The sequence below is a fragment of the Pectobacterium jejuense genome (assembly GCF_026800125.1).
In the GTDB taxonomy this organism is placed as follows: Bacteria; Pseudomonadota; Gammaproteobacteria; order Enterobacterales; family Enterobacteriaceae; genus Pectobacterium; species Pectobacterium jejuense.
This window is the reverse complement of sequence record NZ_JAPQKX010000001.1, coordinates 1-24164: the sequence shown is the minus strand read 5'-3', so window position 1 is coordinate 24164 and position 24164 is coordinate 1. Positions and strand designations below refer to the sequence as shown.

General features: G+C 47.9%; 19 protein-coding genes. 8 read left to right on the top strand and 11 right to left on the bottom strand.

All coding sequences use genetic code 11. The features are described from left to right. Positions 1-32: 32 nt before the first annotated feature. The gene (locus NXT09_RS00095) at positions 33-1316 is read left to right on the top strand and encodes a tyrosine-type recombinase/integrase (protein ID WP_268578437.1); all 1284 of its coding nucleotides are present in this window, start codon (positions 33-35) and stop codon (positions 1314-1316) included. A gap of 325 nt (positions 1317-1641) precedes the next feature. Here NXT09_RS00095 and NXT09_RS00090 read toward each other — a convergent pair whose 3' ends face one another. Beyond that, positions 1642-2520 (bottom strand): LysR family transcriptional regulator, encoded by an 879-nt coding sequence (locus tag NXT09_RS00090; protein ID WP_268578436.1) that lies wholly within the window; start codon positions 2518-2520, stop codon positions 1642-1644. A 97-nt stretch (positions 2521-2617) separates the two neighbouring features. On the opposite strand from NXT09_RS00090, the gene NXT09_RS00085 reads away from it, so the two are divergent. After that, positions 2618-3226 (top strand): short chain dehydrogenase, encoded by a 609-nt coding sequence (locus NXT09_RS00085; RefSeq protein WP_268578435.1) that lies wholly within the window; start codon positions 2618-2620, stop codon positions 3224-3226. Between the two features lie 118 nt (positions 3227-3344). Here NXT09_RS00085 and NXT09_RS00080 read toward each other — a convergent pair whose 3' ends face one another. After that, positions 3345-4526, bottom strand: a complete 1182-nt coding sequence (locus NXT09_RS00080) for an MFS transporter (RefSeq protein WP_268578434.1) — start codon at positions 4524-4526, stop codon at positions 3345-3347. Between the two features lie 99 nt (positions 4527-4625). Between NXT09_RS00080 and NXT09_RS00075 the strand changes: the two genes are divergently transcribed. Further along, complete coding sequence (locus NXT09_RS00075; RefSeq protein ID WP_268578433.1) at positions 4626-5522, top strand: LysR family transcriptional regulator; 897 nt, start codon at positions 4626-4628, stop codon at positions 5520-5522. Between the two features lie 423 nt (positions 5523-5945). Then, positions 5946-6401 carry an Lrp/AsnC family transcriptional regulator gene (locus NXT09_RS00070; protein ID WP_268578432.1) on the top strand — a complete coding sequence of 152 codons (456 nt, stop codon included), beginning with the start codon at positions 5946-5948 and terminating at the stop codon, positions 6399-6401. Positions 6402-6726: 325 nt separating this feature from the next. Here NXT09_RS00070 and brnQ read toward each other — a convergent pair whose 3' ends face one another. The 6 genes from brnQ to NXT09_RS00040 all read right to left on the bottom strand — a co-directional run bounded on the left by brnQ (position 6727) and on the right by NXT09_RS00040 (position 12690). Then, a complete protein-coding gene (brnQ, locus tag NXT09_RS00065) occupies positions 6727-8043 on the bottom strand; it encodes a branched-chain amino acid transport system II carrier protein (RefSeq protein WP_268578431.1) in 1317 nt (438 codons plus the stop codon). Between the two features lie 36 nt (positions 8044-8079). Beyond that, positions 8080-8370: an AzlD family protein gene (locus tag NXT09_RS00060; RefSeq protein ID WP_240584903.1), complete on the bottom strand. Its 291-nt coding sequence runs from the start codon at positions 8368-8370 to the stop codon at positions 8080-8082. Further along, positions 8367-9098: an AzlC family ABC transporter permease gene (locus NXT09_RS00055; protein ID WP_268578430.1), complete on the bottom strand. Its 732-nt coding sequence runs from the start codon at positions 9096-9098 to the stop codon at positions 8367-8369. The genes NXT09_RS00060 and NXT09_RS00055 overlap by 4 nt, the downstream gene beginning before the upstream one ends. A gap of 198 nt (positions 9099-9296) precedes the next feature. Next, positions 9297-10286, bottom strand: a complete 990-nt coding sequence (locus tag NXT09_RS00050; RefSeq protein ID WP_205551283.1) for an LLM class oxidoreductase — start codon at positions 10284-10286, stop codon at positions 9297-9299. Between the two features lie 152 nt (positions 10287-10438). Continuing rightward, a complete protein-coding gene (locus tag NXT09_RS00045) occupies positions 10439-11596 on the bottom strand; it encodes an NADH-dependent flavin oxidoreductase (RefSeq protein ID WP_268578429.1) in 1158 nt (385 codons plus the stop codon). Between the two features lie 176 nt (positions 11597-11772). Further along, on the bottom strand, positions 11773-12690 hold the full coding sequence (locus tag NXT09_RS00040; RefSeq protein ID WP_268578428.1) for a LysR family transcriptional regulator: 918 nt from the start codon (positions 12688-12690) through the stop codon (positions 11773-11775). Positions 12691-12897: 207 nt separating this feature from the next. On the opposite strand from NXT09_RS00040, the gene NXT09_RS00035 reads away from it, so the two are divergent. Together NXT09_RS00035 and NXT09_RS00030 are read left to right on the top strand one after the other, a co-directional pair. Next, complete coding sequence (locus tag NXT09_RS00035; RefSeq protein ID WP_268578427.1) at positions 12898-13806, top strand: nuclear transport factor 2 family protein; 909 nt, start codon at positions 12898-12900, stop codon at positions 13804-13806. Positions 13807-13832: 26 nt separating this feature from the next. Further along, positions 13833-14354: an NAD(P)H-dependent oxidoreductase gene (locus tag NXT09_RS00030; protein WP_268578426.1), complete on the top strand. Its 522-nt coding sequence runs from the start codon at positions 13833-13835 to the stop codon at positions 14352-14354. 356 nt (positions 14355-14710) lie between these two features. On the opposite strand, the gene NXT09_RS00025 is transcribed toward NXT09_RS00030, so the two are convergent. From NXT09_RS00025 to NXT09_RS00015, 3 genes are all read right to left on the bottom strand, one after another. Beyond that, the gene (locus NXT09_RS00025) at positions 14711-15427 is read right to left on the bottom strand and encodes an SDR family oxidoreductase (RefSeq protein ID WP_268578425.1); all 717 of its coding nucleotides are present in this window, start codon (positions 15425-15427) and stop codon (positions 14711-14713) included. A gap of 59 nt (positions 15428-15486) precedes the next feature. Continuing rightward, positions 15487-16089, bottom strand: coding sequence for a TetR/AcrR family transcriptional regulator (locus tag NXT09_RS00020; RefSeq protein ID WP_268578424.1), 603 nt, complete (start codon positions 16087-16089; stop codon positions 15487-15489). A 92-nt stretch (positions 16090-16181) separates the two neighbouring features. After that, positions 16182-17591 (bottom strand): MATE family efflux transporter, encoded by a 1410-nt coding sequence (locus NXT09_RS00015; RefSeq protein WP_268578423.1) that lies wholly within the window; start codon positions 17589-17591, stop codon positions 16182-16184. Positions 17592-17809: 218 nt separating this feature from the next. Between NXT09_RS00015 and dsbA the strand changes: the two genes are divergently transcribed. Then, positions 17810-18433, top strand: a complete 624-nt coding sequence (gene dsbA, locus NXT09_RS00010; protein ID WP_268578422.1) for a thiol:disulfide interchange protein DsbA — start codon at positions 17810-17812, stop codon at positions 18431-18433. Between the two features lie 647 nt (positions 18434-19080). Further along, a partial coding sequence (locus NXT09_RS00005; protein ID WP_268578421.1) for a non-ribosomal peptide synthetase occupies positions 19081-24164 on the top strand: 5084 nt, incomplete at its 3' end.

Below are 24164 nucleotides of genomic sequence, written 5' to 3'. Positions count from 1 at the left end.
TCTTTCCGGTTCGATAATGGAGTGACCCGCATATGTCCCTTAATGACACTAAAATCCGAAACTTAAAACCACCTGTTACCCCCATAAAACTGTCCGATTCACACGGCCTGTATCTTCACGTTAAACCTACTGGTTCGCGTCTCTGGTACTTCAGATACTATTTTTTTGGCAAAGAGACCCGCATAGCGTTGGGTGCTTATCCGTTAATCAGTCTGTCAGAAGCACGCCAGAAACGTGACGAACTCCGTAAACTGCTGGCGCAAAATATCAACCCGACACAGCAACGCGCCGCTGAAAAGGCGGCTCGTTCACCTGCAAAGAGTTTCAAGACAGTGGCATTGAGCTGGCATAAAAGCAACCGAACCTGGTCGGAGAACCATGCCGCCCGTCTGCTCGCTAGCATGAATAACCATATCTTCCCAATAATTGGACACCTGCCGGTCACAGAACTGAAAACTCGCCACTTCATCGAGCTGCTGAAAGGGATTGAGAAAAAAGGTCTGCTGGAAGTGGCGGCACGCACTCGGCAGCATATGTACAACATCATGCGTCATGCCGTGCATCAGGAGTTGATAGAGCATAATCCGGCGGCCAATCTGGACGGTATAATCGCCCCTCCCGTTAAACGCCACTACCCTGCCCTTCCGTTGGAACAACTGCCGGAGCTGTTGGCTAGCATTGAGGACTACAAGCAAGGGAGAGAATTAACCCGCTTGGCAGTCTCACTCACCCTGCACCTGTTCATCCGTTCCAGCGAACTGCGTTTTGCCCGTTGGTCTGAGATCGATTTCAGAAACAAAATCTGGACCATTCCAGCCACACGCGAAGCTATCCCCGGTGTCCGCTACTCAGGGCGTGGCGCGAAAATGCGCACGCCGCATATCGTTCCCCTCTCTCGTCAGTCCATCGCTATTCTGAAACAGATACGGGAAATTTCCGGGCATCAGGAACTAATATTTCCCGGTGATCATAATCGGTATAAACCAATGTGCGAAAACACGGTCAACAAGGCTTTGCGTGTGATGGGTTATGACACAAAAGATGAAATCTGCGGTCACGGATTCCGAGCAATGGCCTGTAGTGCGCTGATGGAATCTGGACTGTGGGCGCAGGATGCGGTTGAACGGCAGATGAGCCATCAAGAACACAATAGCGTTCGAGCGGCCTACATCCATAAAGCTGAATATCTCGATGCCCGTAAAGCGATGATGCAATGGTGGTCGGATTATCTGGATGAATGCTGTGAAAAATATATTGCGCCATGGATATGTGCCAGGAAACATAATTACTCTATGAATACGCTATACAACTCTTAGCAGTTTGGTACCAACTTTTAATTTTAGAGCGGGGATTAAGCCCCTGCTCTCTGTTCTCACAGTTCCTTTCATACATCTGTTATAAATAAAAGGGTTATTGAGGCCAGATTGGATGTCATTCAGTTCAACAATTTAGGAACTCTTACATGGGATCTAACGCCAAAAAATCTCGCATAATCATAAGAACTCACTGAATCGCAAAGCTTACATCTAACATTACCATCTCAACCGCAAGATAACGGTTCCGTTATCATCTTTGCGCTGTCTATTTTGAGACCTTTTACTGGCCTAGGCCTAGACGATAAACACTTAACTTGCCTAGTGTTCAGTCGAGTGTTTCAAGAATATTAGTCAGCCATATTCGAAGTGGGTTATCGTTACTTTTGCGATGCCATGCAACTGTGACATCAAATTGGGTCATTGTCTCTTTAGTATCAATTTTAAAATAATTACCTAGGGCACCAATTGCTGATGGAATAAATGCAATAGCGTCATTCGCAGTGAAAAAAGCGCTGAGCGTCGTGTAACACGGTAACGTAGCGATGACATTATTTTTCATTCCGGCTTTGTTAAAAAAATCATCAACCAGATTTTCAATGTTACCAGCACTCGGGGCAAACTTAACGGCGGGAATGTCTGAGAAGGACATGTTCATTTCAAGTTTTCCAGGAATAGCTGAGCCATGTCTTACCACACAGCAGTACTGTTCACGCAGGATGTTTTTGCGTATCAGTCCGGGATCAATATGATTCGAAAAACCCAGCACCAGATCGATATCGCCAGAATTAAGACATTCAACGTGGTGGCTGGCATTGAAGTCTTTGATTTCAATGCTGGCCCGCGGTGCCAGCGCATGAAGTGTCTTCAGTAAGGACGGGATGATAGTAAGCTGAGCATATTCGTTTGCCATTATGCTGACACTGAAATCCTGAATGTTTGGATCAAATTCCTGGGGTGAACGAAGATAGCTAACCTCATCTAGGATTTTTTCTACTCTAGGCACTAGAGAAAGGGCATAGTCGGTCGCCTCCAGTCCTGCATTCCTGCGTAGAAACAGCTCGGTTCCGAAATAGGCTCTGAGTCTTTTAAGATATGCACTGACCGCCTGCTGAGAGATATCCAGCTTTGAAGCTACCCTTGAGACATTGAGTTCTTTAACCAGCAGTAAAAATACACGCATGTGTTTGATATCGATATAATCCAATTTTAGTTGTACCTAATACAATTATTGCTTTATTTAAATTGTATCATAACCCATATATGATTTCTCCTGTCTTTCATAAACATATCCGAGGTAAATAATGAAAACTGTAATACTGATTGGTGCTCAGGGGAAAATGGGCAAAGCGGCGCTAACCGGTTTGGGCGATCACAAAGTGATTACCGCCAGTCGCTCAGGAAAAGGTACGGACTATCAGGTAGATATTACCAGTCATGAATCCCTGAGAGCACTTTTCAAAAACGTCGGCGCCTTTGACGCTGTTGTTAACGCAGTTGGCCACTGCGAGTATGCCAGTTTTGTCGATATGACGGCTGAGCAGTGGGAGCTCACTGTCCAGAGCAAAATGCTGGGTCAGATCAATGTCGTTAAAATAGGCCTTGAGTACATCAACGACCGCGGCTCATTCACTTTAATTTCCGGCATTCATAATGTGAAACCTATCCCCGGCTCTATTGCGGACGCGACAACCAGCGGTGCTATCGACACATTTGTACAGTGTGTGGCTAACGAACTGCCCCGCGGGATCCGTATCAATGTAGTGAACCCAACTGTACTGGAAGAAGCCTGGGATGTTTATGGCCCTATGCTGCCAGGGTTCCAACCAGTTCCGGGCAAACTGGTCGGAAAAGCGTTCCAGCGTTCTGTTGACGGATTTATCAACGGTAAAGTTCTCTTTGTCGATGCCTAACTACCAGTCGGTCTGTTATTCAGCGTAACTGCTATAGCCTGAGGAGGAGCATAACTCCGGACTCAGGCTATATGCGTTGGGAACTAAATGAATTTCAGAGTGATGCTCACGACGGTTTTCAGTACGCAGCTTCAGTGCTTCTTTCCCTTTTTTCTAGCGCTCCCGCGAAAATACTGAGCAGGAAAGCGAAGAAAACGACCACACCGGCAAGCCATGTGGTATGCAGGAGACCGAAATGGATTACGACCAGGCCACCTATCCAGGTTCCGCCAGCGATACCGATATTGAAGGCCGATATATTCAGCCCTGATGCCACATCCACAGCTTCAGGAACGAATTTCTCAGCCTGCCTGACAGCCAGATATTGCAGTACAGGGACGTTTGCAAATGCGGCAGCACCCCAGACAAATGTAGTGACCAGCATCAGCCATGAATTAGATGCTGTCAGATATAAAGCGAACAACACCAAGGATAGTAATAAAAATATAATTTTCAAGGCATTAATAGGGCCATGTCTGTCAGAGATCCGTCCGCCATACAGATTACCCAGTGCAGCTGCAAAACCGTATACCAGCATGACACCGCTTACAGCAGCGGGTGAAAATCCGGATATTTCCTCAAGAGTAGAGGCAAGGTAGGTAAACGTTATAAACGATCCCCCATACCCGACTGCGGTCAGGGAATATGCCAGTATCAGTTGGGGGTTTGTCAGAACCCTGAGTAGAAATCTTACTGGCGCGGGTTCAGATTTTTTTATACCGCGGGGGATCAGTAACAAGCTGCCTGCAAAGGCGATCATCCCGAGAACAGACACTGACAAAAATGTGGATCTCCAGCCAAGGTGCTGAGCGATGAAAGTACCCAGAGGAACACCAGTGACCAGAGCAACGGTCAGCCCGGTGAACATGATAGCTATTGCACTCGTGGCTTTATCTCTTGGAACAAGGCTGGCAGCGATGGTTGAAGCAATGGAATAGAACACGCCGTGTGCCATGCCGGTGATGATCCTCGCCACAATCAGCGAAACGAACCCGGGAGCTTGCCAGGCATACAGATTGCTTAGAGTAAAAACGGCCATCAGGCACAGAAGAAGCGTTTTGCGGGACATTTTTCCTGTGGCTGCAGTTAAAAGAGGTGCACCCACTGCCACCCCCAGCGCATAGAGACTGACAAGCAGACCCGCTGACGGTAATGAAACTGATAAATCAGCTGAAATGATGGGAATGATTCCAACAAGAACAAATTCAGCTGTCCCGATAGCATAAGCGCTGATCGTCAAAGCGAAGAGTGCTATTGGCATAAAAATCCTTAATCGATAAATGTAAGGATTAATACTGAAATATCTCTGTGAATAAGAACAGATTTATGCCGTTAAAACACTTTTGACTCAAAGGCAAAGATGAAAACAACTTTAGCAGAAATGCAGATATTTATTGCTGTCATAGAAACAGGGACATTATCACGAGCTGCGTATGAGCTGGATCTTACCGTATCAGCTGTTAGCAGAGCGCTTCGACGACTGGAGGAGAAATTAGATACCGTACTGGTCAGACGCTCAACGCGGAGACTGGAATCCACTGAAGAAGGAAGGACATTCCTGGAATATGCCAAACAAATCATTGCTTCAGTAGAGGATGCAGAAGAACATGTCACCATGAAACGTCGTCATCCATCCGGGAAGATTCGGATCATTGCGTCCACGTCTCTTGTACTGCACGTTATTACTCCGGTTCTGCATCGATATCAGAAATTCTATCCTGAGATAGAGATTGAAATAATTTCAAATGACAATGTTTATGATTTGCTTGAACACAGAAGTGATGTTGCTGTTTGCATCGGAAAACTCAAAGATTCCGGCTTACATGCGAAGATACTTGGGCTGTGCCAGATGATGTTTGTCGCCTCTCCGCGATACATTGCAGAGCATGGTATGCCTCATCGAGTTGAAGCTTTAAAAAGCCATAGGCTGATAGGTTATAAACAAAACTCCTTAATGAATGACTGGCCCCTGGATGCGGGCGAAGAACACTATTATAAAATTCAGCCGTCCATTGTCGCTTCAAACAGTGAGATTATAAGACAGCTGGCCATTCACTCGTCGGGTATTGCTTGCCTGCCAGAACCGTATGTGAAAAATGATATTACAAAGGGTGATCTTGTCAATCTTGATATAAAAGAGAAACTACGTGTCCGTGAACCACTCAATGCGGTTTATTATAAAAACATTGTTCTTCCATCAAGAACCTCATCATTTGTAGAGTTCCTCGCGGAAAGTTTAGTGTTGCCCTCGGAATAAATACTTTATCTGATATCATCATAAATAATAGAAAGTGCTACCCGGTAAATCTTGGACTGTAATCAACGACACCGGAAAGGGATTAGGGTTTTCCCGTTCGTAGTAATGACATCCCGAAACCAGTAAAAACTATCCTTTGGATACCTTGCATAATCGCCATCGCCGCTGTTGTAATAGCTGAACGAGATGAAGTCCACGTGTAAGTATCCCCGGCAAAACGAACCATTCACTTTTAGAGATCTTCCGATCATACTGATTTAACCGCTACGATCGACCCGTTGAACTCAAAGCACAGAGCGGGCATTTGAATTTTACCCACCTCAGAGATCTGAACTTAGTTTTGACACCGAAAATGTCAGGTTTCATCACTAATGTGGCATAATGTACCTATTATTTGTCCATGGTTAAAATTCAACATCAAAAATGGATGAGATTGATAACCGCATTTTGCGGGAATTACAAAAAGACGGGCGCATTCCCAATAATGTGCTGGCTGAAAAAGTAGGTCTATCTCCCTCCCCTTGCCTGCGTCGGGTGAAACAACTCGAGGAAAGCGGCGCCATCGAACGGTATGTCGCTATCATCAACCCGGCCACGTTGGGGATCAATTTATCAATCTTCGTTCGTATCTGGCTCGATAGTCAGGGTGAAGAGACCGTGGAGCATTTCTGCCGTGAGATCAGGCTACTGCCTGAGGTCGTAGAGTGCCACCTGATGGTGGGAGACTGCGATTTTTTATTGCGGGTCGTAGCAGCAGACCTGAATGCGTACCGGCAATTTCAGATCAAACATTTGGCACGCATCAAGGGGGTTCAAAGCATGAAAACAGAACTGCCAATGCAGACAATTAAACACACCACCGAACTCCCCATCCGTTAGGCTAGCCGCGGGCTCATGCCCGCCAAATCACTATTTAGCGTAAATTTCGATTCTGTATACGCCCTCGATACCTGGAATTCCACACCTCAGGTAGAGCCCATTACGCTTCGGGGTAAGCTCAGGTCGCGTGAGCGGCTGACGGCATATCGTCTTGATAGACTGAGGCGTCAGATACTTCACGTTATCAACGTAGCGCGTTTGCGAAAGCATAGACGGATAGCTGTCAGACCAGCGCCATATCAAGCCTTCTGCGCAACATGCGATCACCAGAAACATGCTGCACACGCAAGGATAAAAACCGCTCTCTGAATCCGTGTCATACCCATTATTGTTGCCATGAGGTTTCACGACTAGCTGATTTTCTTCTGTCAAACAGTGACGCGACAACCGTCACCACCAAAACAGGCATCAACCAGCCCAGCCCCAAATTAGTTAACGGCATCAGCCGCAGAAGTGATAGTGGCCAGACATTGAAACCCACTGCATCAAGAGCATCAGCTATACCAAATACAAAGGAGATGAAGGCTGCCGGAGCAATGACTCTACCTGGAGAGTGAAATTTTGCGCGAACAAACCAGGTTAAAATCAACACGACAAAAACAGGGTAGATAGCAGTAAGTGCTGGTACGGAGACATTAATCAGCGCCGTCAGCCCCAGGTTAGATACCGCCATGGAAAATAAAGCAAAAATCCAGACCAGTACGGCATAGCTTACCGGTACAAGAGCAGTGAAATAACTCGCACAGGCGCAGGTTAACCCTATCGCTGTGACCAGACAGGCAACGGTGATGAGCACACCGAGGAAAACAGAACCGGCGTCGCCATAACTAAAGGCAACATAGGCACGGAGCACTTCAGCACCATTCGTTGCATTGCTCACCAATCCCCCGCTCCCCATTCCCAGACGGAAGAGGCTCAGATAAACCAGCATCAACCCTACGCCCGCGATCAAACCAGATAGCACTGCATAGCGCGTGATTAACCCGGGAGAGCTTACGCCTCTCGATTTAATGGCATTCACCATGACCAGGCCAAAAGCCAGTGCAGCGAGCGTATCCATAGTCAGATAACCATTGGTCAATCCCTGTGAAAAAGCGGATGTCGCGTAAGCCCCCACAGGCAGTTGTGCTGTTCCTGCCGGTAGCACCAGCACTGTCACAGCAAGCACAATCAGAGCGGCGACCTTTATGGGAGAAAGAACTTTACCGACCGTATCCAGCAATTTTCCTGGGTACAACGAGACCAGTGCCACAACCCCGAAATAGATAACGCTCCAGGCGAACAGCCACTTTTCACTCTTAACAAAAGGTTGAAGTGCAAGCTCATACGAAACGGTTGCCGTTCGTGGTGTGGCAAAAAGCGGCCCAATGCAGAGATAGCATACAATGACCAGCAGCAGCCCCACCCGCTTGCCGACAGGCTGGGTAATTAACGCCATCGAACCGGCTGCACGCGCCATTGCAATGGTGGTAATAACAGGAAGCCCAACCCCGGTCATTAAGAATCCAAGCGCGGCGGACCAAACGGATGTCCCAGCCTGCAAGCCAATAAAAGGCGGAAAAATAATATTCCCGGCACCGACGAAGAGCGCAAAGTTCATAAAACCTAAAACGATAATGTCTGTGATACGAAGTGTTTTCATTTTTATATCAGCGTTGTGTTTGTTGGGGAAAATCGGTTAAAGCAAAAAACGGAGTAAGGCAGTAGCCAGTACACTGATCAGCACCACCGGCAGCAGCGAAAACCGCATGGCTGCCAGCAGCGCAATAACCAGCGCCAGCTGATCGGCTACATTGGTGGTGACAAAATGTGGTGCAATAACGGTAATCAACACACAGCCAGGAGCCGCTTCCAGAACGGCCTTCAGCCTCGGGCCAGGTTGTCGCCCATGTAGCACTGCATAACCGAGAATGCGCGTCAGATAGGTCGTCAACGCCATCAATAAAATGGTCAGCAACGTCAGGCTCATCGGTTTCTCCCATTCATCAGCAAGATAGCAACAATCCCTGAGAGTGCACCGACGGGGACATAGGCGGCTCCCGGCCACAAATGCCACGTCAGGCCTGCACAGACAAGACTCACCAGCCAGGGAATTGCTGGCCGAAGTCCTTTCCACATCCCTTTCAATAACACCAGGAATACGGCCGGAAATGCCATATCGAATCCCCAAGCCGTGATGTCACCCAGAACCGGGCCAACGACAACGCCAATGCCTGTAGACAGAACCCAAATAAGCCAGAGAGAGAGGGCTACGCCAGCGTAGAACCCCATACTAAAACCCGAAATACCTTGCTGCCTGCGCTTTGCTTCATCGGCAATCCCCATTGCCCAACTTTCATCACACATAAAGAACAGCGCGAGAAATGCCTGTCTGCGTGGAAGATGCGCTAAAAAAGGCGCAAGTGAAGCTCCCATCAACAAATGCCGGCAGTTCACGAGAAGGCTGACGAGAACAATGGTCAGGACATGAGGTGGTGAGGTCCAGAGCGACAAAGCAGCAAACTCCGAACCGCCGCCAAAGTTGAGCCCGGTCATTAACATTAGTTCCGGGGCCGTCATCCCTTTTTGCGCAGCCTGCGTGCCCAACAACAATCCAAAGGGAATAAAACCAATCATGACGGGGACAGCAGCCATAGCCCCGCGGCTGATTTCGTGACGATTAGCTGATCGAAAAAAGAAGGAAAGACTATCGAACATAAATACTCCTTTTAAGAAGGCGTATTATAAGTCTTCGGGACTGGCATCGGGATGCGTGCTTGTCGTGATAAGCACCTTATTTGGCACTGAATTTTAATAACTGACTCATTTATGAAATTCAGTGTTATCAATGGCCGAATCTATAGATAATGCGCTGGTGGGAGAACGAGTCACTGTCCGTTCTCTCCTTCCATAACGTTAAGATGCCGCATTATCCGAGGTTGCGGAGAACGAGGGCAGAACATCCTCAATTAATTCCTGTAACACCTCTTTCGCCGGGCGCTGGCTTGGCTTGAGGTTAAGCGTGATATGCGAAACGCCCACGCTCTCCTGCTGCTTCCAGAATTCCATCAATGTGTTACGCCCAGCACGCATGAAAATATTGTTGAACAGGCGTAAAGGCTCATTCGGATTTTCACTCAGCTCCAGGAAGTTTGCGTAGCCAAAGGGATGCCAGGTTTGACCATCACCCAGTTCAGCAATTTCCTTCACGATATCGCCGGAGCGTTTAGGATCAACACCGTGCCAAATCCAGGCATCGGAGTGATTCGCAATCCAGGACATATCCTGACGGGCACGGCCAATAGTGATCATTGGCAGACGCGGAACAGCGGGTTTTGGCACCAGATCAATCCCGCCGTTGAAATTGCCGTAATATTCCGTCGTGCCTTTAGGAAAACTGTTCTCTGTGAGCAAGCGAATCACATCCCACGCTTCCCTGAAGCGTTCGGCACGATTGTTAAACTCATAACCAAACGCCGGGTACTCTACCGGGCGGTCACCGCTCGACATTCCCAACAGCAGGCGGCCACCAGACAAGCGATCCACACTTGCCGCCTGTTTTGCCGTGAGTACCGGATTTCTCAGCGGTGAAACTATCCCGGCAGTACCCAGAGCAATATTTTTGGTCACGCCAGCGAGGTAGCCTAAATCAACCATCGGATCATATACCTGGCCTGCATCACCAAAGTTGGGATCGTAGAACGGGACATCTCGCAACCACAAGGCTGAAATTCCGCCTTCATCCGCCATTTGAGCTAATTCACGGTGATCGTCCATATTCGGGATAGGACCTTCAGGATAACCCTTAAACGGTGCAATAAGCCCAAAGGTCAGTTTCCCGGGCTGGAATACGCGTTTGAAGGCGGTATGCTGTTGCAGATGCGAGGGTAATGTGAGTTGAGTCATTTTAATTCCTGCTGATCAATTTAATTAAGTCTGTTGCAGTACAATAAAACAAATATTCGGGAATGTGCTTCCCATGTGTCGGGACGAATTTATTCAGTGGATAAATGGGCAATAAAAAGCCCGCTACTGGAGCGGGCTCAGTGGACTGATAATCAAAGATAAGTGACGTTATCTATCTGCCGTTTTGAATCGTCATTGAGGCCAAGAATATCAAACCCTGGCATGTCGCGTATGAATTCAAGGAATGGTGGCTTAATCCCTAAATCATCTAGATCAGCGGCGTGAAGTTGATAACGAATAGCATCTTCATCACCGGAAATCACTTTTTCCACCCAGTTAGGCTCAATAATAAGCTGGTGCCCCAGCGCAACAAAATCAATATCAGCCTGTAACACCTCCTCGGCTTGCTGAGGCGTGCGGACATTGCCGACTGCAATGATCGGCTTTTTCGGACTGACTTTTTTCCACAGGGTAATAATCGGCTCAATGTTTTCTTTATCACGCATCGATGTACGCCATACCGATCCCATAGAAACGTGGATATAATCAAGCTCAGTCTTTTGTAACTCGCCAATGAAATATTTAGTGTCATCCAGCGTAATACCCGGTTCTTCCAGCTCTTCCGGCGACAAACGATACCCGACAATAAATGACGGTGAAGCGTATTTATTTTTTACTTTCATCACTTCGTCAATCACCGCCAATGGCAGATTGAGTCTTTTATCCAGGCTGCCACCCCATTCATCGGTACGACGATTTGAGTGTGGAGAGACAAACTGCTGTAACAGGTAGGTGTTTGCGCCATGGAGTTCGATGCCATCAAATCCGGCCTCGATGGCACGGCGTGTAGCCTGGGCGAAATCTTTAATGAGGTTTACCACTTCATCTGCACTTAATTCTCGCGGTATTGCCGCCCCATTACGCGGTGCAGCAACAGCACTGGCACTTACCGGCTGAAGGCCACGGGTGATCCATGGGTTAGTCATACGACCCGCACTGAAAATTTGCAAAATGGCTTTAGCTCCGCGCGCTTTAATCGCATGGGCAAGCTTCGCAAGTCCCGGGATTTTGCTGTCGTCATCGGCACCTAATTGCCCTTCAAAGCCTTTCCCTTCTTTATTAATATAGGCCACTGGTGTAATAAATAACCCAACGCCACCTGCCCGCTGCTGCATATAATTAATTTCTTCGAGAGTCACCGTCCCATCTTCAAATGACATTTGTTCAGTCATTGGCGGTAGTACAACACGGTTTTTAATGACGACACCATTAGGCAACGTGAAAGGTTTTAAAAAACGATAATCCTTCATTTCAACTCCAGAATGAATGTGAAAACAACAACGTGATTTATCAAGTTTTCACATACTAGAGTAAATATTCGGGAAAGTGCTTCCCATCATCAGGGAAGCACTGGCACAGATTAAGCTCAGGCATTAACGCTAAATATTAATATCTGAAGATTTAAATAACAGCGCGAGGTTTAGTTTTATGGCTTCTTCCAGGGAACGCCATTTTCCGTCCAGTCTTCGGCAATCATATCGACAAACCCGCGTATTCTGGGTGATAAATGGCGTTTACTGGGATAAATAATTCTCACGGGTTCAGGGTCAACTTTAAATTCCGTCAGAATGGCGATCAATTCACCGCGCTCCAGTGACTGGAACGCCAGATAATCAGGCAACTGAATAATGCCAAACCCGGCAATCGCAGAAGAAAGCATTGCTTCTGAGCTATCGATATCCATTCGCCCAGGCCCGTCGTAGAGGTAGTACCCATCAGGTGTTTGATACCGCCAGACCCGTCGTTTATCCGCGCTGCGGAAAAAGATGGTGTCATGCCTGGAGAGGTCTTCGGGCATGACGGGTACGCCGCGTAAAGAGAGGTATTCGGGTGACGCGCAGGTCACCATGTGCTGGGTGGCAATGGTTCGGGTTAATATTCTGGAGTCATCTTTTGGTTCACCTATTCGAATGGCGATATCGAATCCCTCCTCGATCAAATCAACATAGCGATCGCTGAACACGATATCGGCTCGTAATTCTGGCCATTTTTTCAAGAACCTGTCGATAACCGGGAGTATATGCCGCTGCCCAAGAGACAGTGGCGCGGTAAGGCGAAGCGTGCCCGTCGGTTTTTCCCGCCGCAGCGCCATAGTGGCATCGACCTCTTCCAGATCTTCCAGAATCTGTTTACACCGGTCATACATAATCCGCCCTTCCTCCGTCAGGCTGAGCTGTCGTGTTGTCCTGTTAAGAAGGCGTACCCCCAGTTGCGCTTCCAGTCGCGTAATACTCTTGCCAATAGCCGACCGTGAAAGGCCAACGCTTGACGACGCACGGGTGTAACTTCCCGAGTCAACAGCCGCGACGAAGGCGGCAATATCACCAATACGGTTCAGTTCCATCAGCTCACTCTCTTCATGGAAGCGTCTACTTCCCGTGATATGGGAATCACATTCCCCAAATTTTCGATTACTCTTCGCATTAGCTTAACAACAAGCCATTAACAGAGAAGCTTTATTTTTCGTACATCTGCTATGCAGCACGTTTGACTAACACACTTCCCACAATAATTGTGGCGAAGAAATATCAATAAAGTGATAAAATTCATTATGTTAATAGATTCCAATGTCATTCTTGATGAAGTAATTACCGCATGGGCGGGCAAATGCCACTGGCCAACATTTATGGGTGATAATGTCGTTTACGAAAGTAATCACCAGGGAAGTGCTACAGGAGAATTTGCCGTCAGGCAACTGTTTGAAGATAACTTTCCCGGTGGAATGACCGTCCATGTCAGCACCACCAATAAAGTTGTCAGATCACAAAGCCAATCCAGTACTATCGCCGCCTATTTCTATGGGGATACAGCGGATATTCGGTTGCAGAACAACGACAGCGTCAATTTTGGCGGAATGATCGTGATTAATACCCTTAGCGGTTCTGTCGAACGCGTACGCGTTCATTTGAACTGGCTAAAAGGTAACAAGAATATGGTGCATCACTGGCACTTCCCCTATGAACGCCAATGGCAACCAGGTGACAGCGTTTCTCCCCTGATCAGCGAAATTGACGCTCCGTGGCACGCTTACAAGCAAGCGCACACACCTTTAAGTGATGAAGACGCGATTGCAGAAGCCTGGTTCCAGTACGCATGGGCGCTGGATATGGCAGATTTTAGCTTGTTTAAAGGCGCGTTTTCCGACGATGCGAATGCAGACTTACCACCTATGGGAAAACTAAAGGGGCGTCGCATGCTGGTCTCAACGCTAAAGGCCTTCAGAATGCCCTGGCCCTGGATTCAGCATTACGGTGTTCCATTGCAAATCGACATCGCTGAAGATCGCCAGTCTGCTTCGCTTTTACTTGGCCGCATTATTCCGGAGCAAGATAAAACGGCTGACGGCGAAGCCTTGTACGGCGCGCATTATAAAATTGAGCTGAAAAAAGAAGATGGCGAATGGAGGATGTCGCGCATGGATTATTTATCTGGATGGTTCACCGTTAAAAACAAGGGTTAATCTTGCATTATGCAGGGGTATCTATCATGAATAAGATAATAGGTTTAACTGGCGTTTTAACCACTCCCTCAAGGACCGAGGGACTGGTTAGTCATTTAACAGAAGCGTTCGTTTCACAAACTGGGTATGCGCGTTCTTTCATCAACCTGAATGACTTTGGTGAGAGTCTGCCATTAGCAAAAACCCTCGAGGATCTCGACCAGAAAGCACGAAGTTTTGTTGATGATATTGTGAATGCGGACGCACTTATCATCGGCGTCCCCACCTGGAACGCGGGTTATCCGGGAATGTTCAAACATTTGTTCGATCTTATTCCTCCAGATGCCATGGTCGATAAACCCGTAATATTATCCGCAACGGGAGGCTCCGATCGTCACGCGTTAATGCCCGAGTATCAATTGCGGCCATTATTTACCTATTTGCGCACGCGTGTCGCGACAACAACGCTGTTTGCCACTGCAAATGATTTTGATGGCCATCAACCTTCCCGAGAATTTGAAACGAGAATGTTTCGCGCAGTTGATGAATTAAAAGCGCTGGTTCATTGATTCCAGATCAAGCCAACAATTTAGGAACAGATACGAAGGTAAATTTATGCTCAGCAGACAGTCAATGCAATCCATCCTTAAGGAGCATTCGCCATTTTATTATCTCCAACTAATGCTGCTGAAATGGATTGCTCATGACTGCCTGTTTCGGGTATAGGTGTCTCTGATATCGCATTTTTAATAGAAATACCCATCTCAATAGGGATCGTAATGTCACTCTTATAAATTCAATGACCATATCCTGCATGGTTGTATAAAAACTGCTGAGAGATTGAAAAAATACAGCCATGCAGCTCTAATTAGATTAGATTTACTTGGTTTTGTCTAAGAGTAACTACAAAACTAAAAGCGATTATCTAAAAATTGGAAAAATGATGTTCCAGACCTTTTGGATCACTTCCCCAGAAGCCGGATACTTGCTGTGAAGTAGGGTCAGGATAAATATCTTCCAGATCGTTAATGAGGCCTTTTACTATTTCTTCTGCAGCAACATTTGCCGGGGTTTTATCAACCATGAGTTCAGAAGAAAGTCGGGTGTCTATCGGGCCAGGATAAATACCCACAACTTTGATATTCTTTGTCTTAAGAAGGCCCCTTGCGGCCTGTGTTGCTGAGTGCATCGCTGCTTTAGATGCTGCATAACCTGCGGTGAATGACATTGGTGCCAGAGCCAGCACGCTCAGTACGTTTGCAATAACGCCGCCACCATTTTTTTCCATCACAGGAATAAAGGCCTGCATAACTTTAATGGTACCAAAATAGTTAACATCAAGGTCCGAAGCTAATTCTTCCTGTGTAGCAGTGACGATATTATTAGACAGCATTGCACCTGCATTATTCACTAAAATATCAATCGCACCAATTTTTTCAACAGCTGCGGCGATATCTTCAGTTTTAGTAATATCAAGTTTGATAAAAGTAACTCGGTCATCACCGAAATCCGGTAAATTACTCAATTCTCGGGTGCCGGCATAAATTCTCCCTGCACCATTCAAAATGAGAGCATGAACCAGTTCTGCACCAATACCGCGATTGGCACCTGTTACTAAAATTGTCTTACCCTGAGTATTCATTTTATTACCTACCAGTTAGTTGATTCACCATCAGAAAATGTATCCACTTAGGGATATATTTACCTGTGTTCCTGTATGGCCATTTTTTCGGCAAGCATTAATGCGTTTGCTTTGCCATCACGAAGCAACTGAGCAGACAATTCCTTATCCGGGATTATCCGTGCAAGTTGCAATGTTCCCATCATGGCAGCCCAGATAGATCCGGCAACGCGCATGCGTATTGCAGAATCTGCTTCTTTGGAAAGACTGTCTGAAATACGCTCAATGATCCTGGTTATCTTGTCTGACATCAGGTCGCGTGTATCTTCCGGCCGGTTCCTCAGTTCAGAAGCGAGCGCCGCGATGACGCATCCAAACTCCGGTGAATCCCGATGTTCGGGGCTGAGATATCTGTCCAGTATCTGTTCAATACTGAGGTCTTCACCGTCTTTCGGATCACCGAATGCAGCGCAAAATGTTTCATCTGCCGCAAGGTCTACCGCTTCTTTTATCAGCTCTTCTTTAGACTTAAAGTGGCTATAAAACCCACCTACCGTAAGCTTGGCATCAGCCATCAGGGTCGCCACACCGACTTTTTCAATTCCTTCTGTACGAAATCTTTTTGAGGCAGCATCAACGATTCTTTTACGCGTCTCTTCTTTATGGTCTTTGGAATATCTCATGTTAAAGTCCTCATCCTGTATTTCCTGAATAGCATTATTACCATAATGCTATTCAGGGCAAAGATTAAGATGCCTACCTTTAACCTGTCCGCTTAAGATCGGGTAGTCCTGATCGTTGACGAGCTCAGCTTACTGTATTTGGGCCACATTGCCCCTGAGCGATCTATCGCGATACTCATGATTGCGGCAATCACCATCGCGGCCATGACGATAACAAACAGTCCGGCCTGGCCTACACCGAAGAACTCGACGGCAACCCATCCGCCACCGGCTGCAAGGATCAAACGAACAGTTCCGGCCAGGAACATTCTCCACATATAACCACTACCCTGAGCAGCAAATCCGAGGGCGAATAAGATCCCGTTAGCAGCATAGAAAGGGGCGACAATCTGCAGATACAGTTCGCCAGTAACCCGAACACTCTCATCATGTGTGAACAGACCAAGCCAGACGTCAGGGAATACTGCGACAAACAGGCCGACAACTTCAGTGAATATTACGCTGACAGCAACTCCGACCCAGGTAATACGCTTCGCTCTGTCTATCTGGCGAGCACCAACGTTTATCCCCACCATTGTCACAATCGCCGTACCGATACCGAACAGAACCGGTATCAGGACATAGTCAAGACGTGAGGCTGTGCCAAAACCACCGATTGCATCGACACCAAACACACCCACAGCTCCGGTGACCAAAAGGACCATCACATTGAGCTGAATAGTCCCCAGCGCCGCAAGCAGACCCACCTTAAGAATTTCGCGGAAAAGAGGCCAGCGTAAACGAACTAACGTCATTCGGATGCCGGCATGTCCGCTAGACATGTAACGCAACATAGCGAATGCAGCAACCCAGTAAAATAGGTTGATCGCAAGACCGGCTCCCGCCAGTCCAAAGCCCTTAATAGGTCCGAGACCAAAAATCAGCAGCGGTGAAAGTGGGATGAGCACCAAAGCTCCGATAAGCGTGACGGCAGCCGGCACTTTGACATTCCCAATACCTCGCAGTACGGCAGAGAGAAGATTCACAATCCAGATAGGTACTGATGCAAAAAAAACATAGACAGAATATTCATGTGCTGCGCTCAGTGCCTCACCAGACCCGCCCATAGCCGCATAGATGTGCTCACCGAACCCGATAAAGAAAACGGTAAAAGCCAGCCCAAAGACAATGCTCACGACAACCGAGTGCAGGATCAGCGCGTTAACATCATCATGTTTACCGGCTCCCGTTGCGCGCGCTACAGCTGAAGCCACGCCGCCACCAATTCCCCCGGCAGCCATCATGGTCATCAACATCCATACCGGGAAAACAAGAGCTACACCAATCAACGCCGACGTTCCTAAAAAAGAGACGTAATACGTTTCAGCAACGTTGACTAACGTTTGTGCTATCAGGACGAGAGTCGTTGGTAGAGCGAGTTGCATCATCGTGGTAAACACCGGTCCGTTGAGAATCGCTTCCTGCCGGGATAATTTGGCCGCCTCGCGACTGTCAGGTTTCATCTAAATCTCCAGAGCCTTTGAACACTCAGAAGCACGCTGGCTCGACATAGTTGCGCCAGCGTGCTCCTTTATATTATGATCATAATACTATGAGATGAAAAAAGGGAAGCGCTTTATGAAACCTCATCGCTACTGATCTCCGAAATACCTTGTATGACTATGAAATTTAATGAGAATTATTTTTATTTTGCAACACTATGAACGGGAGGTTACGCATCATGAAGATTTTATTCGCAGCTTTTACATGGGCTTTTCTGACAGCCAGCGCTAATGCAACGCAGTTTAATGAAGGTAAACAGTACGTTGCTTTGAACAAAACGGTGCCTGATGCTCCTGAGTTAATGGAGTTTTTTTCGTTCAACTGCCCGCATTGCTACCAGTTTGAGCAGGTAATTCACGTTTCAGAAAAAGTCGCTGAAAAACTACCGGAAAATACAAAGATAGTTAAGTATCACGTCGAATTTCTTCCGCCGTTAGGTAAAGAGCTGACACAGGCGTGGGCGGTAGCAATGGCGTTGGGTGTTGAAGATAAAATCACATCTCCGATGTTTGAGGCAGTTCAAAAAGAACGGCGTATCCAGAGTATTGATGATATCCGTGGCGTCTTTATTAGTGCCGGCGTTAAAGCAGAAGACTTTGACGGTGCGTGGAGCAGTTTCGCAGTTAAAGCCCTTGTGGCTAAGCAGGAGAAAGCGGCTGCGGATGTTGAACTCAGTGGGGTGCCGGCTATGTTTGTCAAGGGTCAGTATCAGCTCAACTCACAGGGTATGGATACAAGCTCTCTTGATAATTTTGTCAAAGAGTACTCGGCAACAGTTAGTTACCTTGTAGAGTCGAAGTAGCGCAGCAAGGTCTGCACTCACTATTTTAAGGTACACCTTAAAATAGTGAGTGTACTCAATCCGGTCAGGACTTCTTTTCAATTAACACTTTAGTCATGGTCCCCATAAGCCGAGAGTTGCTCGAACCAGATTTATTTGCTCTGCCACTATTAGTGGTCATTCTGGTGGTCAGATTCGGGGTCACATTGGTTCGATGACGGAGTGACCCCCAAATGTTTCTTAACGATGCCAAAATCCGCCCCCTCAAGCCTTCTGTTAAACCTTCTACTCTCTGCGCCTCACATGATTCTCCATATCCTGAGCAAGTCATACCATCCATCGTGATGGTTCATATTTTGCGTATTACTTTTTCACCCCGGATAATTAATTAATATTTTTAATTGATAAACCAAAATCCACGTCTATATTTAACCCAAACCCTCAAAAAACATTCTGTAACATTTGATTTTAAACAGATAAAAATCCACCAAATTAATGACATCAACACAAAAGAATGAGCGAAATTATTTCGCTTAGCCGACCTATGCTCAAAAAATAAAATATTAATTAAATTAATTAATAGCAGGCAAATTAAGTCATAAAAAATTTAGTTGGAATGCGAACTTAGTAAAAACACAGCCTAAGTGAATCAGAATTGGAGCGCCTCAATGTCATCTATTCAAAACAATTCTCTGAAAAACCCATCCGTCTTAAATAGCGACCATTCCTCCGACTCTAACAAGTTACCCCTTAGTTCCACTCAGCAGGTTGTCTGGCTCGATCAGACGCTTAATCCAGACTCACCTAATTACAACATTGGTACATGGCTGCGTATCGATGAACATCTGGATGAAACGCTTTTTAGTCAGGCTTTTGAAATGCTTGTCTCGCGTCATGATGCATTACATTTGCAGTTAATTCACACTAACGGCCTCCCCTTACAGGCGCTGACGGATGCCTCCTCCACATCAATAAACGTGTACGATTTTTCTCACTATGATGACGCTGAGGAACGCGCACAGCAGCATATCCATGCCACATTTATGCGTCCGTTTGATCTCCGTGGAAAGCTATGGTCTTCCGATCTTTTGAGGGTCAGCGATACACACCGCTATTGGCAATTCTGCTGCCATCATCTGATAGCCGATGGATGGAGTTTGAAATTACTGGTCAATGAACTTGTCGCTACCTACAACCAATTGAAAAAAAGCGATAATTCAGGTGAAGTCGCTCCAGCCTACCTTGATTATATCGCCGAGGATTTGATTTATCTTGATTCCAGACATTATCAATCTGACCTGAAATTCTGGTTAGATCGTTATAGCACTCTACCGCCAGCACTGATTCCCCTCTCAAACCAAGATCAGGAACTTACCAGTGAGCTTCCTGCTCCTCATCTTTGGCAATTAAAAAGCGAGTATTTTCATAAAATTGAAAATATTGCGGCGGAGCAAGGGCTCTCAGTTCTCCATTTTATGTACGCCATTCTGGCCTGTTATTTTTCCCGCACGACAGAAACAGAAGACATTGTTATTGGCATTCCGATTCATAATCGTAGAAATGCAAAACAAAAGAATACAATAGGGATGTTTTCGTCCGTCATTCCTATCGGTGTAAGTATTAAGAAAGAAGATTCTTTCCTTGATATCATGCGTAACGTGGCGGCAGAACTACGCCGTTGCTATAAACACCAGCGATTACCCATCACAGAAATTAACCAGAACACACGAATCAGACAAAAAACAGGTCGCGCTCAGCTTTTTGATATTACGTTATCGCTTGAATGGTTTGAGTTTAACGTACATATGGAAGGGACTAACACCACCTTCCTGACACCACATCGCGCGACGCAGTTCCCTCTCGCTATCAGTATTTATCAGTATAATTTTGAAGATAAAAACAGCCCCGTTACCGTAGAGTTCAATTTCGATACTCGCTACCTGAGTCGTGAAGACGTGATGGCCATCCAGTCACGTCTGGCTCTGCTGGTTGATGCAGCTATTACTTCTTTGGATATGACGGTTGAGAATGCTCCTATCCTGCCGCCAACAGAACGCCAGCAAATACTTGTGGATTTCAATGCCACCGATGCCGAGTTCCCGCAACACACCTTGATACATGAGCGTTTCGAGCAACAGGTTGAACAAACACCTGATGCCATCGCGGTTGTCTTTGAAGAACAGTCACTCAGCTATGCGGAGCTCAACCGTTGTGCGAACCAGTTAGCGCACCGCCTGCTTACTTTAGGTATTAAGCCAGATGACCGGGTAGCGCTGTGCGTTGAACGCGGTCTGGAAATGGTCGTTGGCCTGATGGGGATACTGAAATCGGGTGCCGCTTATGTGCCGCTCGATCCGACCTATCCAGTTGAGCGACTGGCCTACATGATCGATGATGCCAAACCTGTGGCGTTGCTGACCCAAGCGAACCAGATAGCAATCCAGACCACAGATATTCCGGTAATCATGCTTGATACGGACACATTTGACGCTTACCCCACCTCGAATCCTGACGCTCAGGCGCTGGGTGTCACATCAACACATCTGGCCTATGTAATTTATACCTCCGGCTCCACGGGTAAGCCCAAAGGCGTGATGGTCGCACACAAAAACGTGCTCCACCTCGCCACCAGTCTGAAAACGCTGCTAGCGTTCGAGCGCCCCAACCGCATCGCCCTCAATGCCAGCATTGTGTTTGATGCCTCAGTGAAAAACTGGATCCAAATACTGTCAGGCCACACGCTTGTGATCGTCCCAGAGGCGATCCGTACCGATGCACGACAGCTCTGGCACTATTTTTCCCACCATGCCGTGGATTTGTTTGATTGTACCCCTGTCCAACTGCAATGGTTGCTGGACGCTGGCCTCGGCACCGATCCTGACTATCAACCCGCACAGGTTTTAATCGGCGGGGATGCCATTTCACAGGGGGTCTGGTCCCGCTTGCAGCAGCTTACCGAGACCCGATTTATCAACGTGTATGGACCGACAGAATGTACCGTCGACGCTACCGCCTGCCTTGTCGATACCTCGCAACCGACCCCGACTATCGGTCGCCCTCTCACCAATACGAAGATATATATTCTGGATGCACAGGGCCAACCTGTTCCTATCGGTGCGATCGGAGAAATCTACATTGGTGGAGCTGGCGTAGCACGCGGCTACCTCAATCGCCCAGAACTATCCGCAGAGCGCTTTATTGCCAATCCTTTTGTCGATGAGCAGGATGCCAGACTTTACAAAACAGGCGACCTTGGCCGCTGGCAATATGACGGTAGTATCGCCTATCTGGGACGTAATGATTTTCAAGTCAAACTGCGCGGCTTCCGTCTTGAACTCGGTGAAATCGAATCAATCCTCCTGCAACACCCAGAGGTTCAGGAAGCGGTCGTCATCGTTCGCGAAGATATACCCGGTGATAAACGTCTGGTGGCCTATTTTCAGGCTCAGCCGGATACCCAACCGACGCCGGCCGACCTGCGTTTACAGCTCTCACAACGGTTAGCGGAATACATGATCCCCAGTGCCTTTGTCGCACTGGATACGTTCCCGCTAACGCCCAACGGTAAACTCGACCGCAAGGCGCTCCCCGAACCCGATCAGTCAGCGATGGTCACACGCCGCTACGAAGCCCCGCAGGGAGAAATGGAAACGATGCTGGCCACTATCTGGCAAGCGTTGTTGGGGGTGGATCGCATTAGCCGCTATGACCATTTCTTCGAACTCGGTGGTCACTCACTGATGGTGGTTAGCCTGATTGAACGGCTGCGTAATCAAGGGAAAACACTCGATGTTCGCAGCGCGTTCTCATCACCAGTATTGTATGAAATGGCACGGGCGATACAGGTACACCAAGGCGACGCGGTTTTGGTCATTCCTCCTAACCTCATTCGTCAGGATTGCACCACCATTACACCGGATCAGTTGCCTCTGATCGCACTTTCGCAATTTGAAATAGACACTATCACCAGCACGGTACCGGGTGGCGTCACCAATGTACAAGATATCTACCCACTCGCCCCGTTACAGGAAGGCATTTTCTTTCATCGGCTATATCAGCAAACGGGCGATATTTACCAGTTAGACCTGTTAGTTGCCTTCGATACCCGAGAACGTCTCGATATCTTTCTGAACACGTTGCAAAAAGTTATCGACCGTCACGATATCCTTCGTACCGCGATCTGCTGGCAAGGTCTGAGCCAGCCAGTACAGGTAGTCTGGCGTCATGCACCGCTGCCGGTGAACACTTTCGAACCAGAATCGCCAGAGAACATTGCCGCTCAATTACGGGCTTACATCTCCCCTCAGACACGCAGCCTCGATCTGAATCAGGCGCCGTTGCTTGCCGCTGATATCGTCTACGATCCGTCACGCAGTGAGTGGCTGATGGCATTAAGAGTCCATCATCTCGTCAGCGACCATATGACGCTTGACCTGATTATCGCGGAAGTCCGCCTTATGCTGTGGGGGAGAACGGATGAACTCCCGATACCTCAGCCTTATCGTAACTTTATTGCTCATGTTCTTAGCATCCCCAATGCCGTTCACGAACAATATTTCCATGCTCGTCTTGCCGACGTCGACACCCCCACGATCCCCTTTGGCCTGGCACAGGTTCAGGACTATGACGGAGAAATGGCTGAAGCCACACTCTCTCTGGATCACAGCTTAGTAGAAGCTATTTACCACCACGCCCGCCAATGCAGCGTCAGCCCTGGTGTGTTGTTCCATGTTGCCTGGGCGCAGGTTTTGGCACACATCAGCGACAGTAGCGATGTTGTCTTCGGTTCAGTACTGCTGGGTCGCCTGCAAGGCTTCAGCGGTGCCGATCGTGTAATGGGGATGTTCGTCAACACGTTACCGTTGCGCATTACCCTTGACGATCGCAGCGTGTTAGACATCGTACATAGCACTAATAATGAGCTTTTGTCCTTGCTGGAACATGAGCAGGCACCTTTGGCGCTCGCTCAACGCTGTAGCGGTGTCGCCCCTCCCATGCCGCTTTTCAGCACTCTTCTCAACTATCGTCGAACTCAGGCAAATACGGCGGCGACAACGTGGGCAGGTATGACGCTGTTGGCTGAAAGCCGACGCACGACCTATCCCTTTAATCTTTCTGTGGACGATCAAGGTGACGGTATTGAGATACTGTCTCAGACCATCGCAGACGTCGATCCCGCACGTATAGCCCGGTATCTGGAAACGGCTCTGCATGGACTGGTTGACGCTCTGGAATCCGATCCGCAGCGCCCGATCCTCAGCGTATCGATTTTACCTGAAGAAGAACGCCAAAGACTGCTGGTCGATTTCAACGCCACCGATGTCGACCTGCCACAGACGCTGATTCACCAACTCTTCGAACAACAGGTCGCACAGACCCCTGATGCCACCGCTGTCGTGTTCGAAGCACAGTCGCTCAGCTACGCGGAACTCAACCGCCGCGCCAACCGGCTGGCACACCATCTGCTTTCACTCGGCGTCAAACCCGATGACCGCATCGCCCTCTGCCTCGAGCGCAGCCCTGACATGGTCATCGGCCTGCTCGGTATCCTCAAGGCCGGCGCCGCCTACGTTCCGATGGACCCCGGCTACCCTGCCGAGCGCCTCGCCTATATGCTCGATGATGCCGCCCCGGTTGTGCTCCTGACCCACTCATCACTGCGTGACGCTTTCCGACACTCGCTGCCAGTCGTGATGCTGGATAACGCCGCCCTGTTCGACGCCTGCCCGGAGACCAATCCTCGGGGTCAGGG

Coding starts and splice junctions, on each gene's coding strand:
- NXT09_RS00095 (WP_268578437.1), top strand. CDS start 33: ATGTCCCTTAATGACACTAAAATCCGAAACTTAAAACCACCTGTTACC.
- NXT09_RS00085 (WP_268578435.1), top strand. CDS start 2,618: ATGAAAACTGTAATACTGATTGGTGCTCAGGGGAAAATGGGCAAAGCG.
- NXT09_RS00080 (WP_268578434.1), bottom strand. CDS start 4,526: ATGCCAATAGCACTCTTCGCTTTGACGATCAGCGCTTATGCTATCGGG.
- NXT09_RS00075 (WP_268578433.1), top strand. CDS start 4,626: ATGAAAACAACTTTAGCAGAAATGCAGATATTTATTGCTGTCATAGAA.
- NXT09_RS00070 (WP_268578432.1), top strand. CDS start 5,946: ATGGATGAGATTGATAACCGCATTTTGCGGGAATTACAAAAAGACGGG.
- brnQ (WP_268578431.1), bottom strand. CDS start 8,043: ATGAAAACACTTCGTATCACAGACATTATCGTTTTAGGTTTTATGAAC.
- NXT09_RS00060 (WP_240584903.1), bottom strand. CDS start 8,370: ATGAGCCTGACGTTGCTGACCATTTTATTGATGGCGTTGACGACCTAT.
- NXT09_RS00055 (WP_268578430.1), bottom strand. CDS start 9,098: ATGTTCGATAGTCTTTCCTTCTTTTTTCGATCAGCTAATCGTCACGAA.
- NXT09_RS00050 (WP_205551283.1), bottom strand. CDS start 10,286: ATGACTCAACTCACATTACCCTCGCATCTGCAACAGCATACCGCCTTC.
- NXT09_RS00045 (WP_268578429.1), bottom strand. CDS start 11,596: ATGAAGGATTATCGTTTTTTAAAACCTTTCACGTTGCCTAATGGTGTC.
- NXT09_RS00040 (WP_268578428.1), bottom strand. CDS start 12,690: ATGGAACTGAACCGTATTGGTGATATTGCCGCCTTCGTCGCGGCTGTT.
- NXT09_RS00035 (WP_268578427.1), top strand. CDS start 12,898: ATGTTAATAGATTCCAATGTCATTCTTGATGAAGTAATTACCGCATGG.
- NXT09_RS00030 (WP_268578426.1), top strand. CDS start 13,833: ATGAATAAGATAATAGGTTTAACTGGCGTTTTAACCACTCCCTCAAGG.
- NXT09_RS00025 (WP_268578425.1), bottom strand. CDS start 15,427: ATGAATACTCAGGGTAAGACAATTTTAGTAACAGGTGCCAATCGCGGT.
- NXT09_RS00020 (WP_268578424.1), bottom strand. CDS start 16,089: ATGAGATATTCCAAAGACCATAAAGAAGAGACGCGTAAAAGAATCGTT.
- NXT09_RS00015 (WP_268578423.1), bottom strand. CDS start 17,591: ATGAAACCTGACAGTCGCGAGGCGGCCAAATTATCCCGGCAGGAAGCG.
- dsbA (WP_268578422.1), top strand. CDS start 17,810: ATGAAGATTTTATTCGCAGCTTTTACATGGGCTTTTCTGACAGCCAGC.